The organism is Novosphingobium sp. ERN07, assembly GCF_012641335.1.
GTDB lineage: Bacteria > Pseudomonadota > Alphaproteobacteria > Sphingomonadales > Sphingomonadaceae > Novosphingobium.
In genome coordinates this window covers 82,530-97,242 of record NZ_JABAID010000010.1, presented here as the reverse complement: position 1 = coordinate 97,242, position 14,713 = coordinate 82,530, and the positions used below count along the sequence as shown (strand labels likewise).

Here is a 14,713-nt window from a genome sequence, read left to right as displayed (position 1 = left end):
GGCAGCGGCCTCATGCGTTCAGATAGCTATCGAGTGTCTGGTGAAGGTGGCGGATGCGGACTTCCTGGTAATCAGCCAGTTCCACCGCCTGATTTTTCGAGACTTTCAGCCCTTCGTGGCACAGTGCCATGTTCTCGCTGTCCTGATCCAACACCGCGCCCAGCACGCCGAGTTCAGGTGCGTCGGCCCAGATCTGATCATCTGACAGCATGTGCATCGGCACACCCGCAGGACGGGGTTGGCCTTGCGGCACGCGCGCGATCACGCGCACTTCCATCAGGCATTTTTCCTGATCGGGCCAAGGCCGCCAGCGATACACGATGTTGGGCATGAAGCCGCCCCACGGCGCGAAATTGGGGAACACATTGTAGACCAGCGCGTCGAGCAGTTCGCTTTCGGACACGCCACTGTAATCGCCGCCGAACTGCTTTTCCGATACCGTGCGCATCATTTCGCCCAGCGCGGCGCGCGCGGTGCGGCCTTCGGGCACCTGAATGGCGTAATTGTCCTTCTCGGCATCGTAGTTGTCGGCACTGCGGCCATTATATTTGCGGAATTCATCGATGATGCGCTGCTGCGGCCAGTGTTCGGCCTCGGCCTGTGCCTCGATATGCGGACTGATCACGCCGAAGGGGGTGTAGTTCACGTTCACATGGCGGCCCAGCACGTGATAGGCGGCATTGGCATCGCCGGTGAAGGGCATGAGCTGCGGGTGCGTGACATAGGCGTGGTAGCTTTCCATGAAAGCTTCCATCGTGATCTTCCAGTTCGCCGGGATCACCTTGGCCACCCACGCCACGGTCACGCATTCCTCGTGTTTCCAGCGCTTGAAGAACTCGGGCAGCGGATCGAGAAACTCTTCGATAGTCGGGCCTTCCGGGTTATCGCGCACGAAGATGTATCCGCCCCATTGCGCCATCTTGGCCTCAGGCAGTTGCATCTTTTGATCGGTCAGATGGGCAAAGTCCCAACGGCACGGAATGTTGCGCAGCGAACCGTCAGGGTTCCATGAAAAGCCGTGGAACGGGCAGATGAACTGGTCGGCGCTGCCGCTATCGGTCTTCAGCTTGCGGCCACGGTGCAGGCAGACGTTGTGGAACGCCTTCACGCTGCCATCATCCTGCCGCACGATCAGATAGGACCGGCCCGCATTGTCATAAGTGACGTAATCGCCGGGTTCGGGCAGGTCTTCCTCGCGCGCGGCGAACTGCCAGACGCTGGGCCACATCTTTTCGCATTCGGCACGGAAGAAATCGGGGCTGTAATATCGTGCCGCATCGATGGGATCAGAGCCGAGATATTGCGAACGGTCCTCGGCCATAAAGGCGGGGGGCGGCACATCGTCGGCCCGGAGGATGTCTTCCCAGCTTGTGCCGGGGCAGCGGGCACTGTGAAAAGCGCCGGGATCGCGGTCTGCCATGATTGTCCTCTCCGTATCGGTAACGGAGCGGAAGGTGTCATGTTTAGACCATACGGCGTTTGATCAAGGTCAAGATACGCCGCCCGAAGACCTCTGATTTTGGCTAGGAACTGGCGTTTTTGCGATAAAACAGGTTATGTTGCCGGTTTTATTTGAAGCCGCACTCCGTCATTCCAGCGCAGGCGGGAATCCAGCGAGCAACCGTCTCAACTGGATTCCCGCCTGCGCGGGAATGACGAAATTAATGATGCAACCGCCGCTCAACCCGGAACGATCACACCCTCACCCGCGCGCCAGACGGGCAGGATCTGCTCGTCGTCATAGATTTCCATGATCTCAAAGACATTGCCGAAGAAATCGCGGCAATAGGTGGCGGCATAGCCATGCTTGCGACCATCGGCATCAATGGTAATGCCCGCCAGCGACGGCGGCGTGTGAACGCGGATTCCGGCGGCGAGGAGGCGTTCGTAACAGGCCTGCACGTCTTCCACCTGCACCGCGAAATGGGTGTAGCCAAAGCGGTTGACGCCTCGGTCCGGGTCTTGCGGATCGGACCGGGGTTCAAGGTATTCGAACACTTCGATGCAGGCATTGCCAAGCCGGCACATGAACTGCCGCGCGGCGCTGCCTTTCAGGCCCACAACCTCATCGATAAACGGATTGTCGCGCCATTCCAGCGGCGGTCCCACCTCGACCGCGCCAAGCAGGCCGAGGTAAAATTCGCGCGCCTTGTCGAGATCGGGGACGGACACCCCGATGTGCTGGATGCCCTTTGCCCCGATGCTCATCCGCGCGGCCTTAAAACTGGACGCGCTTGGTATATCCGCCATCAACAACCACATTCGTTCCAGTGGTGTAAGATGATGCTGGGCTGGCCAGGAACACAATGGTCTTCGCAACTTCATCCGGTCCACCCCAGCGGCCGAGCGCGAATTGTGCCTCCGTTGCTTGGTAAAGTTCAGGTGCGGCTCCCTTGATAGCCTCCCAGTTGCCGCCCGGGAATGCGATAGGGCCTGGCGAAACCGCGTTCACGCGAATTCCCTTTGGACCGAGAGCCTGTCCAAGCTGCTTGGAATAGGTGAGCAGTGCGCCCTTCATCGCATTGAAAGCCTGCGGCACCACAAACGTTTCGATACCGGCAGTGCTCGACATCATAACAATCGAACCGGAGCCGCTTCTTTCAAGCCAGGGTTCGAGAACTTCACAACCGATGACAGTTCCCTTGATGTCCGCGTTGAAGCAGGCATCCCAATCGCCGGTTGCGCCAGAACCCGACGCGCTCGCTCCTGGAACGAAGATATCGCATCCGCCAAGTTGCTCTGCGGTAGACGAAAGCCAGGCGCGGTAGGCCTCATGATCCATCATGTCGAGAGGTGTTCCGATGACCTTGCCTCCATGCTTCGAAAGCACCTCGACAGTCTGCGCGACCTGTTCGCAATTGCGCGAGAAGAACGCGACGTCGCAGCCCTCCTCCGCAAATAATTCAAGTGCAGCGCGCCCGATACCGCGGCTGCCGCCGGTAAGGATCACCTTCTTGCCTTTAAGCCCCAGATCCATCTTCGCGCTCCTCTATCCCGTACAGATTCAGTTTCAGCATCCTTGAAGGTCCGGCGCTTGCCAAGCCACTCGCCTTTTGAACAGGAAATGCGATGGCCCCCATGATGATAGGCCTGCAACCAAACACATATCATTGGAGCAGGACATGGGACGCCTGGAAGGCAAGACCGCAATCATTCTGGGTGCCAGCAGCGAAGGCAACATGGGCCAGATCATCGCCCGGCGCTTTATCGACGAAGGCGCAACCGTGCTGGTCGCAGGCCGCAAGGCCGATGTGCTTGAAAAGTTCGCCGCCGAAAACGCCTGCCACTGGGCCACCTGCGATCTGACCGACGAAGCCAGCGTCAACGCGCTGGCCAAAACCGCCGTGCAGAAGATGGGCGGTATCGACATTGCGCTCAACGCCACCGGGTGGGGCCTGCTCAAGCCGTTCCTTGATGTGACGCGCGAAGAGCTTGACGCGATGAGCGCACTGCAACTCGTTGGCCCGCACCAGTTCTTTCAGGCGATGGTGCGCAAGATGGCAAAATCGCTGGGCGGGCGCGGCGGTTCGATCCTGACGATCAGCTCCGCCACCGCGCAAATCATGCTCAACGATCACGCGATCTACATGGGCACCAAAGCCGGCACCGATCACATTATCCGCTGCATTGCGCACGAGTTCGGCCACGAAGGCATCCGCGCCAATTCAATCTCGCCCGGCCTTACCGATACCCCGATGACCGCTGATGCGGGCCAGGTGCCCGGTCTGTTCGAAGCCTTCCGCGCCGGTTACCCGCTGGGCCGCTGGGGCACATCGGAAGACATCGCCGCCGCCGCCGTGTTCCTCGCCAGCGACGAATGCTTCATGACCGGCGAGAACCTGCAAGTGAACGGCGGCCTCACCCTGCGCCGCAATCCCACGCGCGAGGAAATCAACGCCAGTGTGGCGAAGGCGATGGGGGAGGGTTGAATTCAACCCTTCTGCAGCAAGGGGCGCAGCAACAGATCGATATAGCGCGAAAGTTCAGGTTCGCAGGTCGGGTCGTACCCCGCGATGCCTGCAAAGTAATCCCGCGTGCCGAATGCCAGTAGCGCCCCGCCAAGCAAGTTCATGTATGCAGCAGCGGCGCTTGCGCCCGACAGCAGGCCTTCGCTTTCCAGTGCGGCAAAAAAAGGGCGGAGAATTTCCCATACCGGGATGCCAAAGCTCTGCGCCACCCAATCGTGCCGCTCACCCGACACCGAAAACTCTTGCAGCATAAGGCGGGTGAGTTGGGGGTTCGCTGCGAAGGTTTTAAGTAACGACGCGAGCAGGCGCGGCAGAACATCGCAAGCAGGCTCTCCCGCCACACTTTGCAGCCCTGCACGCAGCACCTGTTCACCTTGCTGCGCAAAAGCTTCGACGACGGCCTGCCAGAGCATCCGCTTAGACGGAAAGTAATAGGCCAGATGCCCCGGTTCGATCCCCGCAGCAGCAGCGATCCTTCGCGTGCTGGCCCCTTCGTACCCGGCTTCGGCAAAAACATGCAGCGCCGCTTCCAGAATGGCTTCGCGATTGGCGGCGGGGGCATAACGTGCGGGCTTGGCTGGCATAGGATCGCGATGCCACTGATTTGGGCAATTGACAAACATCTTTGGCAAATGCCAAACACCGGGTGATAAGCATCCGGGAGAATGAAATGCATCCGCTCAAAACCCGTCAACCCTATCCCCGCAACCAATGGTGGGCCGCCGCCTATTCCTCCGAAGTGGGGCGCGAGTTGCTGGGCCGTACCATCTTGGGCGAGCGGATCATCCTGTACCGGACCGAACGCGGTGAGCCGGTGATCCTTTCAGGTTTGTGCCCACACCGCGCCTTTCCGCTTGAGAAAGGGTGTCTTTCTGGTGACCGCGTTCGTTGCGGCTATCACGGGTTCGCATTTTCCGCGTCTGGCACGCTGGAAGAAGTGCCAAGCCAGACTGCCATTCCGGCAAAGGCCGATCTGCGCCGTTATCCAGTGGCAGAGCGCGGCGGTGTTGTGTGGATTTGGACCGGATCAGAAGCACTGGCCGACGAAACGCTTCTCCCCGACATGGCCGCACTTGGACCGGGCAGCCCAGCCTGGGCTACAGAACAGCACCGCCTAGCCACGATTGCTGCCCGGTACACCTTGTTGATCGACAACCTGCTTGACCTCAGCCACGCCAGCTTCATCCATGCCGATACCATCCCCGGCGGCAACTTCGTTGCCGGTCTGCCGGTTGACCTGGTCGAAACACCGGAAAGTCTCAACGTGCGCCGGAAGGGTAACGGGCTGCCGCCGAACCCGTTCTTCAAACTGATGTTTCCTGACCACGCCGGGCCGTTGGATCAGTCATTCGATGCAGAGTACTTCGGCCCGCATCTGATCCGCACCGGCGGCGCTCTTTATGACAGCGCGAATGGAGCGCTGCTGGGAACCCAGAACTACTTGCACCTTATCACGCCGGAAACGCCCAGTTCGCTGCACTATTTTGTTATCACATCGCGCGACTTTGCTACCGGCAACCCGGCGCTCGGTCAGACGCATATGGATATGGGTCTGCGCATCCAGCCACAGGACAAGGCCGCAATCGAAGCTATCGAACTGGTGCTTCAAGGGTTGGATTCTCCCCCGCGCGAGGTTTCGGCACGCTGCGATACCGGTGCGCTCAAAGTGCGCCACCGGCTCGAAACCCAAATTCGTGCTGAGGAGTGTCCAGCCTAGCCCCCCACCTTCTCCTTGATCATGGCCCGCAACTGATCCTTGCGCACTTTGCCGCTGGCAGTGCGCGGGAAGTCTTCGACCAGCTCGAAGCGTTCGGGGATCTTCTGTTTGGCCATGCCCGATGCGGCGACGTGGGCGGCAAGAGTGGCCGCATCGGCATCGCTGCCGAGGATCACATAGGCACACACGCCTTCGCCAAGGCGTTCGTGCGGCATGGCCACCACGGCGGCTTCCTTCACCGCCGGGTGGGTGTGCAGCACGTCCTCGATCTCTTTGGCAGAGATGTTCTCGCCTCCGCGAATGATCAGGTCTTTCTTGCGCCCCGTAATCGTCACCGCGCCATCGGCGGTCAGCACGCCAAGGTCGCCCGTGCGGAAATAGCCGTCGGGCGTTATCGCCTCTGCGGTCTGGGCAGCGTCGGCATAGCCCATCATCATGGCCGGCCCGCGCGCAAGGATTTCGCCTTCTTCGCCCGCGGCCAGAACGCGGTCTTCGTAATCGACGATGAGCACAACGTAATCGACCACTTCGCCATCGGTGGTCGCGGCAAGGTGTTCGTTGGTAGGCCACCCAAAAGTGACCAGCGGAACTTCCGAAGCCCCAAACACGCGGAAAGCCTTGCAATTGTCGAAAGCTGCGTTGGCCGCAGGGATCAGGTCCGCCGGAACCGCCGCGCCACCGCAAGCGAAGAAGCGGAAGCTGGGCAGGCCTGTGCCTGCTGCCCGCACCGCCGCCGCCAGTTCCACCAGAAACGGCGTTGCCGCCACGGTGCCGACAAGCTGGTGCTGTTCGATCAGCGCCAGCGCCTCATTCGCATTCCACGCTTCCATCAGCACGGACCGGATGCCGCAGATGAACGGTGCCTCCAGCCCGTTGGCATAGCCCGAAACGTGGGTGACGGGCGATGGCATCAGCGTCGCCTCGCCCTCGCCCAAGCCCCAATGCCGCCCGCTGGTGGCAACGATGTGCGCCAGCGTGCAATGGCTGTGCAGCACGCCCTTGGGCCTCCCTGTGGTGCCCGATGTGTAGAGCACCATCTTCACGCCCATCGGATCGACCTTTGGCGCATCAAATGCCGCATCGCGCCCGGCCGCGACCAGTGCTGCGAAATCGTCCTCGCCCACGCCCCGCACGGTGAAGACATGGCGCAGATCGGGCAGCGCATCGGCACAACGACGCGCCATCGCGGCATAATCCACCTTGCGCCACACATCGGGCACAAAGATCGCCGCCGCCCGGCAATCGCCGAGCATCATCAGCATTTCGGCATCGCGGTATATCGGCACAATGGGGTTGACGACAAAGCCCGAAAGCGCCGCCGCCAGATTGATCACCGCCGCTTCGCGCCAGTTCGGCACCTGAAAGGCAATCACGTCTCCGGCGCAAAGCCCACGCGCATGGAGCGAGGCGGAAAGTGCCTCGGCCTCGGCCAGCACTTGCGCAAAGGTATATTGCCCCTCGCCATCGATGAAGCAGACAAAATCGGGCGCGGCATCGGCCCGTTCGCGCGCCAGATCGGCCAGCGTTTTCATGTCCCACACGCCGCCAGTCGCAAAGGCCTGCTGGTGCGGGGCGGGAATCGGCAGCCAGTCCCAAGGCTTGTCGTTGTTCTTGTTCATAAGGTTGCTTGTTCCAAGCGCACCCCCATTGCAGCAATTGGCGAAAAGGCGAGTTGGGACGATACCATTGCGCAAACCTAGCCCCTGTCACAGCTTTCCGCGATAGTGCGCGCAAGGCATGGTCACACCTTGAACCCGACCCAGCGGGCACGGAGAGGCACGAGAAGAATGGATCGCATCGAGCGTATCGGACAAGTCGCGGAAATCATGCGCGATTACGTCGAAAACAAGCAAACCTTCCTGACCGACAGCACCAAGCGCGTGCCCGTGCGCAGCTATACCGACCCGGACCAGTGGAAGGCCGAAATGGAGCTGGTGTTCAAGCGGGTGCCGCTAATGCTGGCCTTCACCGCAGAATTGCCCAATCCCGGCGATTACAAGGCGATGGATGCCGTCGGGATGCCCGTGCTGATCAATCGTGACAAGACCGGGCAGGTCCGCGCCTTCCTCAACGTCTGTTCGCATCGCGGCGCACCGGTGGCCAATGAAGGGCACGGGAATTGCCCGCGATTCACCTGCAAGTATCACGGCTGGACCTTCGGGCAGGACGGCAAGCTGATCGGCATTTCCGAAGCGAGCAAGTTCGGTGAAGTCCACAAGTCCGAACTCGGCCTGCGCGAACTGCCGTGTCAGGAAAAAGCCGGCATGATCTTCGTCGTGCTCACGCCCAATGCTCCCATCGATGTCGATGCCTATTTTCAGGGCTTTCTCGAAGATTTCGAAGCGCTGGACTTCGGCAACTGGTCCTACATGGGCAGCCGCGTGATCGAAGGCGCGAACTGGAAGATCGCCTATGACGGCTATCTCGAAGGTTACCACTTCGCCTCGCTTCATCCTCAGACGATCTTTCCGCGCACGCCATCGAACTGTATGCACTACGAAGGCTTCGGCCCGCACCAGCGCATTGGCTTCCCGCACCATAAGATCGCAGACGCCCTGAAGGACGTGCCGCGCGAAGAATGGGGCCGCCAAGAGAACAACGGGTTCGATTTCGTGCGGATCATGTTCCCCAACGTATCGGCCTTTATCGCGCCCGAAATCACGCAAGTTGCCCAGCTATTCCCCGGGCCGACGCCGGGCGAAAACCGCACCGTGCTGAACTATCTGCGTCGCGAACCCATCCGCGACGAGGAAGACCGCGCGAACGTCGAAGCGGCGATGAACTTCTTCCGCGATGTGACCTATACCGAGGATTACCTGATCGGTCTGGAAATCCAGAAGGGCCTTGAAACAGGGGCGCATGACGAACTGGTGTTCGGGCGCAACGAACGCGGCAACCAGTACTTCCACGAATGGCTGGACTGGTATCTGCAGGATGACGCGGACCTTCCCCAACCGCAGATGTAAGGCGGGCGCATGAACCCGATCTCGCTCGCGTCCGGCGTGGTGCCGGAATTCGGCCCGGTTGACACTATCGAAGCCGCCCGCGCGGGTGGCTTCGATATGGTGGGCCTGTGGGTTGATCCGGCGGAATGGACGGCGGCGCACACGCGCGATGCCCGCGCCGCACTGGCCGCCACCGGTCTGCCGCTGCTCGATGTCGAAGTCGTCTGGCTGAAACCTGATTCAGCGATGGACGATCACCGCAAGGTGCTGGACGTGGGCGCAGACCTTGGCGCGGCCAATGTGCTGTGCGTATCGTCAGACCCCGATCACGCCCGTACCGCCGCGCGGCTCACAGACCTGTGCCGCCATGCCGAAGGCAGCGGCATCCGCGTGGCGCTGGAATTCGGCATTTTCACCGAAGTGAAAGACCTGCGCATGGCTCTTGCCGTGCTGGACATGGTGGACCACCCGTTGAAAGCGCTGCTGATCGATCCGATCCACGTTGATCGCTCTGGCTCTTCCATTGCCGAAATCGCACAAGTCGATCCCGCGCTGCTCCCCTATGCGCAGTTCTGCGATGCTCCGGCGCAGCGCCCCGATCCCGCCGATTTCAACGCGGTGATCCACGATGCCATCGATCTGCGCCAGCAATGCGGCGAAGGCGCGCTGCCACTCGGCCAGCTTTATCACGCATTGCCACAGGGCTTGCCGCTGGCCATCGAACTGCGCTCTGCCGCACTGCGCGATGCCTTCCCCCACCCCGCGCTGCGCGCCAGCGCCGTGGCCGAAGCAACGCGCCGCTGGCTGGCGGACTATGCATGAGGCCTTGGGCATGACCGTCACCGTCCTCACCCTGCTGAAACGCCGCGAAGGCATGACCAAGGCCGATTTCATCGCCTATTACGAAAGCCGCCATCGGCTTATCGGAGAAAAGGTGCTGTCAGGCTGGGCCACCCGCTATGTCCGCCGCCACCTCCACCCGCTCGACGGGCAGACGCTGGACCATGATTACGACGTGGTTCTGGAAATCGACTTCCCCGACCAGCAAACCTGCGACGCCTGCTTTGCCGCAATGGCCAGCCCTGCCGTGATGAACGAAATCGTGGCCGACGAAGAACGCCTGTTCGACCGCACGCGGATGCGAACCTATCGGATCGAGGAGCACGCTTCGGTTCTGCCATAATCGCGTTCTCAATGCGCGGCGAAGCGGCTAGGGAACGCTCATGAGCCGCACCCCGCTTCGCCCCCGCACCGCCTATCGCCATTTCGCCCCGATCAGCACACGCTGGCACGACAACGATGTGTATGGGCACGTCAACAACGTGGTCTACTATGGCTGGTTCGATACGGCGGTGAACGCCTGGCTGATCGACAACGGTTTGCTCCAGATCGAGGGCGGCAACCCTATCGGCCTCGTGGTGGAAACGGGCTGTCGCTATGCAGCTCCGGTTGCTTTCCCGCAGCGGATTGAGATTGGCGTGACTGTGGCGCGGCTCGGATCAAGCAGCGTCACCTACCATCTCGGCGTCTTCGTCGAAGGCATTGATGAAGCCGCAGCCGAGGGACACTTCACCCACGTTTATGTCGATGCGCGCACACGCCGCCCCACTCCCTTGCCGGAAGCGTGGCGGGCTGTGCTGCTGACGATCGCCTCAGATCAATCCGCGTAAACGGTCCGATAGGCCCGCCGCGTAAACTTCCATGCGCCGTCAATCCGCTTCAGTTCATCGTCATAGCGCCCGGTGGTATGGATGCGCTTGGCCGTAGCGGGATCGTCAAAAATCTCGATGGTATAGGCCACCGATTTCGCGCTATCACCGTCCACCTCGATTGATCCGGGCTGCATGAAATAGATCATCGGCTTGGTGCAGTTATCAAGGCCATAGGCCTTCATCGATTCGATCCAGCCATCGACGATGGTCTTCTTGCCAACGAAGGCCCCAAGATCGGGATAGTCGGGCAGTTCCCAATAGGCGTCGTCCGCCCAGATCGAACCCCACAGTTCGGCATCCTTGGTCATCACGCCGTGGGCGTGCGTGTCCATCAGTTCGCGGATCGCCACGCGATCCTCGATTGGTCCGGTAAACGGCATCGGTCGCACTCCTTACCAGGCGTGGGTTTCGCCGTTCCACTTCAGGAAATCGCCCGAACGGTCGAGCGTCCAGTCTGCGGCAAGCTTGCGGATGCCTTCGGCGCTTTCCTGCGGGGTGATGTCTGCGCCATCGCCGCCCATCTCAGTCTGCACCCAGCCCGGATGGACCAGCCCGATGATCACGCCGCGCTCCTTCAGATCGGTGGCGACAGAGCGCATCAGCCGGTTCAGCGCTGCCTTTGCCGCCGCATAGGCATAATACCCGCCATAGGGCCACGTAGATGCCGCAAGCTGGCTGGAGAAATTGATGACTTTCGCGCCTGCGGCCATACGCGGCAGGAACGCCTGCAACACGCGCAGCGGGCCTTGCACCATGATGTTGAACACGTCGTTCCATTCGGCCCAGTCCGAACTTTCCAGCTCGGCTGCGGCAGGACCGCTCACCCCGGCGACGTTGTAGAGCAGATCGACCGCCTCGTCCGACGTTTCAGCCGCGCCTGCGCTGACCGAAGCTTGATCGCCCACGTCCATCGCATGAACCGTCAGCCTGCCATCGGAAGCGGCGGCCAGTTCGGCCAGCTTTGTGGCGCTTGCGGGATTGCGCACCAGCGCGATCACCCGGTCCCCGGCTTCCACATGCTGCCGCGCCAGTTCAAGGCCGATTCCGCGCCCCGCGCCGGTAATTGCCACGGTTGCCATACCATCTTCTCCCGTTGCGCAACCGATAGTCCGGTAGCGGATTGCCGTGATCCTGCCAGACGGCCACCGTTGCGGAACTGGTCTTTATGCGAGGAATCCGGCGCCACCGGTTTCATCCACCGGCTTGTACAGCGCCCGAATCGCGTCGAGCGTCAGGCGCAGCACCTGTTCTATCCGGTCTGGGCCAAACACCGGGCGGTGCAGCAGCAGACCGGAATGTACCGCAATGGCGAAATCGCTGCCCAGCTTCATCGCCTGCCACTGGTCCTGCCATTGCGGGAAGGATTCGATCATTTCGGCGGTCCACACTTCGTCAAAACGGCGGGCGGCCGGTTCGAACGCGGCGTCCAGTTCGGCATCGGTGCGCGCGGCCACGGCCAGTTCCAGATAGGCGGCATATTCGCGCGTCTGCACGCTGCGCCAGTGCGCCTGCGTTGCAAGGTCGATCAGCGGCACATCGCCAGCCTTTACCATGCTGGCCAGATAATCTTCCAGAAACAGGCGCATCCGTTGATAGAACACATGCTCCACCACAGCGGCCACCAAATCCATCCGCGTGGCAAAATGATGGTGCATTGCCCCGCGTGAAACGCTGGCGCGTTCGGCCACTTGCGCCGTGGTAAGGCCCTGATATCCCCCTTCAACAAGGCAATCGACCGCAGCCTCAAGCATTTTCAGCCGGGTCTGCGCCGATTTGCGCTGCTGCCAGCGTTCGGGCACTTCGCCCATGCCATTGGGGCGCATCGCGGCAAGCATCCGCTTTTGCATGGTGGTTTCGGCCATCGTCATCGTCCTGTCATGCCTTTTCGAGCCGTTCAAGCCCTCCTGACAAAACCGCCAGTTCCCACAGGGGTGGGCTTGGGGCCATAAAACCGGCATACCCACCTGTTTTATGGTGGAAGCGCCGGATTTTGGGCCAATAGGAACCAGAACCGGCATATTCGGGAGGGATACCTAAAATGACCGGATCAACCGCATCGCGCCTGCTTGGCAGCCTGTCGCTGCTGGCACTAGCCACGCTGCCCGCCACTGCGCTGGCGCAGGCAGCACAGGCCGAAGATACCCCCAGCGGCGGCCTTTCGGAAATCGTCGTCACCGCGCAGAAAAAGGCTGAAAGCATCCAGTCGGTGCCGATCTCCATCGCGGCAGTCGGCGGCGATACGCTGGCGGCGATGAACGTCACCACGTTGCAGGCGCTGCAAGGCTCTGTGCCCAACGTGCAGATCGATAACTTCGCCAACACCCCCAACAACGCAGTCTTCACCATTCGCGGTATCGGCGTGATCGAACCCGATCCCTATGCCGGTAACACCGTGTCCATCGTGGTCGATGGCGTGCCGCAGTTCTTCTCGATGGGCGCGCTGCTCGATACTTATGATTCCAACCGCGTCGAAATCCTGCGCGGCCCGCAAGGCACGCTGTTCGGTGCAAACACCACCGGCGGCGTGGTCAATGTGGTAACCAATCAGCCCACCGGCGAATTCGGTGGCTATGTGCGCGGTACGGTGGGCAACTGGTATCGGTTCGACATCAACGCCGCAATCGAAGCCCCGCTGGTCAAGGATGTGGTCAGCGTCAAGGTTGCGGGCATCCACACCCAGCGCGATGGTTGGGTAACGAACGTCTGGAACGGCGAGGACATGGGCCGCAAGAATGTGGATGCGGTGCGCGGCCAGCTTTACATCACGCCCAACGCCGATCTGAAGATCACGCTTCAGGGCGAATATGTCGAAGCCCGAAACGGCGCGCCCATCGTCGTCAATGGTGGGCTGCCGGGCGAAGCGAACTATGTGCCCGAAGGCACCTTCTGGAACGGCGCGGTAGAGCCGATGTATCGCAGCCCCTGCGCCACCGCAGGCCAGCCCTGCGTTGCGCCGGACAAGTACTATTCGGGCAACAACGAAGTGCCCGATCAGTCTGACATGACGACGAAGTTCTTCATCGGCACGATCCAGTACGATAACACCCCGCTGGGCGATATCACCGCGATCACCGGTTACAAGCACTTCACCCTGTTCGAATACACCGATCAGGATGGCACCGCGAAGACGAACAACGCCACCCGCCGCCGCACCCGTGGCTGGCAGTTCAGCCAGGAACTGCGCAGCGCCTTCGACGTGGGCGAACGCTTCAATGCGGTGGCCGGTCTGTTCTACATGAAGACCGATTACAACCATTACCAGATGTACCATCTGGACTTCGCGCTGCCGGGCCTGATCCAGTACAACGTGCAGGATCAGGGCACAGAATCGTTCTCGGCCTTCCTGCAAACCTACACCCAGCTTACCGATGCGCTGAAGCTGTCCGCCGGCATCCGCTACACGCATGACAGCATCGATGCCCGCGCCACGCTCGATACCGGCCTTGGCAGCGAAAACCTCACCTCGGCCAACTGGGACAAGTTCGATGTGCTGTTCCCCGGCAGCCTCGATGTGGGCGGCAAGAAAAGCTGGAACAACGTGGGCTGGAAGATCGGCCTCGATTACGAAGTGGGCCAGAACCAGCTTGTCTATGCCAACTGGGCACGCGGTTTCAAATCGGGCGGCTTCACCGGTCGCATCGGCGTGGCGGCAGACGGCAATGCGCCCTATAACCCGGAAAAGGTCGATACCTTCGAACTGGGCCTGAAGGCAGACTTCCTTGACCGCCGCTTGCGCGCAAACCTTGCCGCCTTCTACACCAGCTATCGCGACATGCAGGTTGCGCAGATCTATTTCGATCCGGCAACCAACGTGCAGGGCAACCGCATCCTCAACGCCGCCGAATCCGAAATCAAGGGCTTCGAACTGGAGCTGCAGGCCGTGCCCGTCGATGGCCTCACCCTGCGCGGATCGCTCGCCTACCTTGATACCAAGTACAAGGACTTCCTCTACTTCGATCCGGTAGCCGCAAATTTCATCGACCTGAAGGGCTATGCCCTGCAAAATGCGCCCAAGTGGGCCTCCACGCTGGGCATCAACTACACCGCCGAATTTGCCGATGGTTCCAGCCTCGTTGCCGATGCAAGCTGGATGTACACCGGGCAGAAGTTCTACACCGCAGTGGTCAACACCCCGCGTTCCTCGGTCCAACCCACCTATTATGTCGATGCGCTGCTGACCTACTATGGCCCGGACAAGCGCTATTCGATCGGCCTGTGGGGCAAGAACCTGTTCGACAAGCGCTATATCTCCACCGTCTACGATAGCCCCGGCTACATGGGCATCGTCGGCTATGCACCGCCCCGCCAGTTCGGCGTGACCGTGGGTTACAACTTCTGATCTGAAGCGATCCTCCCTGGCCCCGGCTGCCT

At 61.0% G+C, this 14,713-nt stretch carries 15 protein-coding genes; 7 read left to right on the top strand and 8 right to left on the bottom strand.

Annotation, left to right across the window (positions count from 1 at the left end):
- Window positions 1–10: 10 nt before the first annotated feature.
- The 3 genes from HGI47_RS14230 to HGI47_RS14220 all read right to left on the bottom strand — a co-directional run bounded on the left by HGI47_RS14230 (window position 11) and on the right by HGI47_RS14220 (window position 2,977).
- Window positions 11–1,420 carry an SRPBCC family protein gene (locus tag HGI47_RS14230; RefSeq protein ID WP_168853431.1) on the bottom strand — a complete coding sequence of 470 codons (1,410 nt, stop codon included), beginning with the start codon at window positions 1,418–1,420 and terminating at the stop codon, window positions 11–13.
- A 260-nt stretch (window positions 1,421–1,680) separates the two neighbouring features.
- A complete protein-coding gene (locus HGI47_RS14225) occupies window positions 1,681–2,208 on the bottom strand; it encodes a VOC family protein (RefSeq protein ID WP_168853430.1) in 528 nt (175 codons plus the stop codon).
- Between the two features lie 10 nt (window positions 2,209–2,218).
- Window positions 2,219–2,977 carry an SDR family NAD(P)-dependent oxidoreductase gene (locus tag HGI47_RS14220; protein WP_168853429.1) on the bottom strand — a complete coding sequence of 253 codons (759 nt, stop codon included), beginning with the start codon at window positions 2,975–2,977 and terminating at the stop codon, window positions 2,219–2,221.
- 145 nt (window positions 2,978–3,122) lie between these two features.
- Here HGI47_RS14220 and HGI47_RS14215 point away from each other — a divergent pair, with 145 nt between their 5' ends.
- A complete protein-coding gene (locus tag HGI47_RS14215; protein WP_168853428.1) occupies window positions 3,123–3,929 on the top strand; it encodes an SDR family NAD(P)-dependent oxidoreductase in 807 nt (268 codons plus the stop codon).
- Between the two features lie 2 nt (window positions 3,930–3,931).
- Here HGI47_RS14215 and HGI47_RS14210 read toward each other — a convergent pair whose 3' ends face one another.
- On the bottom strand, window positions 3,932–4,552 hold the full coding sequence (locus HGI47_RS14210) for a TetR/AcrR family transcriptional regulator (protein WP_168853427.1): 621 nt from the start codon (window positions 4,550–4,552) through the stop codon (window positions 3,932–3,934).
- An 86-nt stretch (window positions 4,553–4,638) separates the two neighbouring features.
- Here HGI47_RS14210 and HGI47_RS14205 point away from each other — a divergent pair, with 86 nt between their 5' ends.
- Window positions 4,639–5,685 (top strand): aromatic ring-hydroxylating dioxygenase subunit alpha, encoded by a 1,047-nt coding sequence (locus tag HGI47_RS14205; RefSeq protein ID WP_168853426.1) that lies wholly within the window; start codon window positions 4,639–4,641, stop codon window positions 5,683–5,685.
- On the opposite strand, the gene HGI47_RS14200 is transcribed toward HGI47_RS14205, so the two are convergent.
- Window positions 5,682–7,304 carry an AMP-binding protein gene (locus HGI47_RS14200; protein ID WP_168853425.1) on the bottom strand — a complete coding sequence of 541 codons (1,623 nt, stop codon included), beginning with the start codon at window positions 7,302–7,304 and terminating at the stop codon, window positions 5,682–5,684. The two genes, HGI47_RS14205 and HGI47_RS14200, sit on opposite strands and share 4 nt — an antisense overlap.
- A 168-nt stretch (window positions 7,305–7,472) precedes the next feature.
- On the opposite strand from HGI47_RS14200, the gene HGI47_RS14195 reads away from it, so the two are divergent.
- Genes HGI47_RS14195 through HGI47_RS14180 form a run of 4 tightly spaced genes read left to right on the top strand, consistent with a single transcriptional unit; the run spans window position 7,473 to window position 10,300 of the window.
- Complete coding sequence (locus HGI47_RS14195) at window positions 7,473–8,651, top strand: aromatic ring-hydroxylating dioxygenase subunit alpha (RefSeq protein WP_168853424.1); 1,179 nt, start codon at window positions 7,473–7,475, stop codon at window positions 8,649–8,651.
- A gap of 9 nt (window positions 8,652–8,660) precedes the next feature.
- A complete protein-coding gene (locus tag HGI47_RS14190) occupies window positions 8,661–9,452 on the top strand; it encodes a sugar phosphate isomerase/epimerase (RefSeq protein WP_168853423.1) in 792 nt (263 codons plus the stop codon).
- A 10-nt stretch (window positions 9,453–9,462) separates the two neighbouring features.
- On the top strand, window positions 9,463–9,813 hold the full coding sequence (locus HGI47_RS14185; RefSeq protein ID WP_168853422.1) for an EthD domain-containing protein: 351 nt from the start codon (window positions 9,463–9,465) through the stop codon (window positions 9,811–9,813).
- 40 nt (window positions 9,814–9,853) lie between these two features.
- Window positions 9,854–10,300, top strand: coding sequence for a thioesterase family protein (locus tag HGI47_RS14180; protein WP_168853421.1), 447 nt, complete (start codon window positions 9,854–9,856; stop codon window positions 10,298–10,300).
- On the opposite strand, the gene HGI47_RS14175 is transcribed toward HGI47_RS14180, so the two are convergent.
- The 3 genes from HGI47_RS14175 to HGI47_RS14165 all read right to left on the bottom strand — a co-directional run bounded on the left by HGI47_RS14175 (window position 10,288) and on the right by HGI47_RS14165 (window position 12,204).
- Window positions 10,288–10,722: a nuclear transport factor 2 family protein gene (locus tag HGI47_RS14175; protein WP_168853420.1), complete on the bottom strand. Its 435-nt coding sequence runs from the start codon at window positions 10,720–10,722 to the stop codon at window positions 10,288–10,290. The genes HGI47_RS14180 and HGI47_RS14175 overlap by 13 nt on opposite strands.
- Before the next feature lie 12 nt (window positions 10,723–10,734).
- Window positions 10,735–11,421: an SDR family NAD(P)-dependent oxidoreductase gene (locus HGI47_RS14170; protein ID WP_168853419.1), complete on the bottom strand. Its 687-nt coding sequence runs from the start codon at window positions 11,419–11,421 to the stop codon at window positions 10,735–10,737.
- Between the two features lie 84 nt (window positions 11,422–11,505).
- On the bottom strand, window positions 11,506–12,204 hold the full coding sequence (locus HGI47_RS14165; protein WP_168853418.1) for a TetR/AcrR family transcriptional regulator: 699 nt from the start codon (window positions 12,202–12,204) through the stop codon (window positions 11,506–11,508).
- A 176-nt stretch (window positions 12,205–12,380) separates the two neighbouring features.
- Between HGI47_RS14165 and HGI47_RS14160 the strand changes: the two genes are divergently transcribed.
- Window positions 12,381–14,681: a TonB-dependent receptor gene (locus HGI47_RS14160; RefSeq protein ID WP_168853417.1), complete on the top strand. Its 2,301-nt coding sequence runs from the start codon at window positions 12,381–12,383 to the stop codon at window positions 14,679–14,681.
- The last annotated feature ends 32 nt before the right edge of the window (window positions 14,682–14,713 follow it).

Excerpts from the sequence above, each read along its gene's own strand:
- HGI47_RS14220 (WP_168853429.1), bottom strand. The coding sequence starts at position 2,977 with ATGGATCTGGGGCTTAAAGGCAAGAAGGTGATCCTTACCGGCGGCAGC.
- HGI47_RS14210 (WP_168853427.1), bottom strand. The coding sequence starts at position 4,552 with ATGCCAGCCAAGCCCGCACGTTATGCCCCCGCCGCCAATCGCGAAGCC.
- HGI47_RS14190 (WP_168853423.1), top strand. The coding sequence starts at position 8,661 with ATGAACCCGATCTCGCTCGCGTCCGGCGTGGTGCCGGAATTCGGCCCG.
- HGI47_RS14160 (WP_168853417.1), top strand. The coding sequence starts at position 12,381 with ATGACCGGATCAACCGCATCGCGCCTGCTTGGCAGCCTGTCGCTGCTG.
- HGI47_RS14180 (WP_168853421.1), top strand. The coding sequence starts at position 9,854 with ATGAGCCGCACCCCGCTTCGCCCCCGCACCGCCTATCGCCATTTCGCC.
- HGI47_RS14225 (WP_168853430.1), bottom strand. The coding sequence starts at position 2,208 with ATGAGCATCGGGGCAAAGGGCATCCAGCACATCGGGGTGTCCGTCCCC.
- HGI47_RS14170 (WP_168853419.1), bottom strand. The coding sequence starts at position 11,421 with ATGGCAACCGTGGCAATTACCGGCGCGGGGCGCGGAATCGGCCTTGAA.
- HGI47_RS14200 (WP_168853425.1), bottom strand. The coding sequence starts at position 7,304 with ATGAACAAGAACAACGACAAGCCTTGGGACTGGCTGCCGATTCCCGCC.
- HGI47_RS14215 (WP_168853428.1), top strand. The coding sequence starts at position 3,123 with ATGGGACGCCTGGAAGGCAAGACCGCAATCATTCTGGGTGCCAGCAGC.
- HGI47_RS14165 (WP_168853418.1), bottom strand. The coding sequence starts at position 12,204 with ATGGCCGAAACCACCATGCAAAAGCGGATGCTTGCCGCGATGCGCCCC.
- HGI47_RS14230 (WP_168853431.1), bottom strand. The coding sequence starts at position 1,420 with ATGGCAGACCGCGATCCCGGCGCTTTTCACAGTGCCCGCTGCCCCGGC.
- HGI47_RS14175 (WP_168853420.1), bottom strand. The coding sequence starts at position 10,722 with ATGCCGTTTACCGGACCAATCGAGGATCGCGTGGCGATCCGCGAACTG.
- HGI47_RS14205 (WP_168853426.1), top strand. The coding sequence starts at position 4,639 with ATGCATCCGCTCAAAACCCGTCAACCCTATCCCCGCAACCAATGGTGG.
- HGI47_RS14185 (WP_168853422.1), top strand. The coding sequence starts at position 9,463 with ATGACCGTCACCGTCCTCACCCTGCTGAAACGCCGCGAAGGCATGACC.
- HGI47_RS14195 (WP_168853424.1), top strand. The coding sequence starts at position 7,473 with ATGGATCGCATCGAGCGTATCGGACAAGTCGCGGAAATCATGCGCGAT.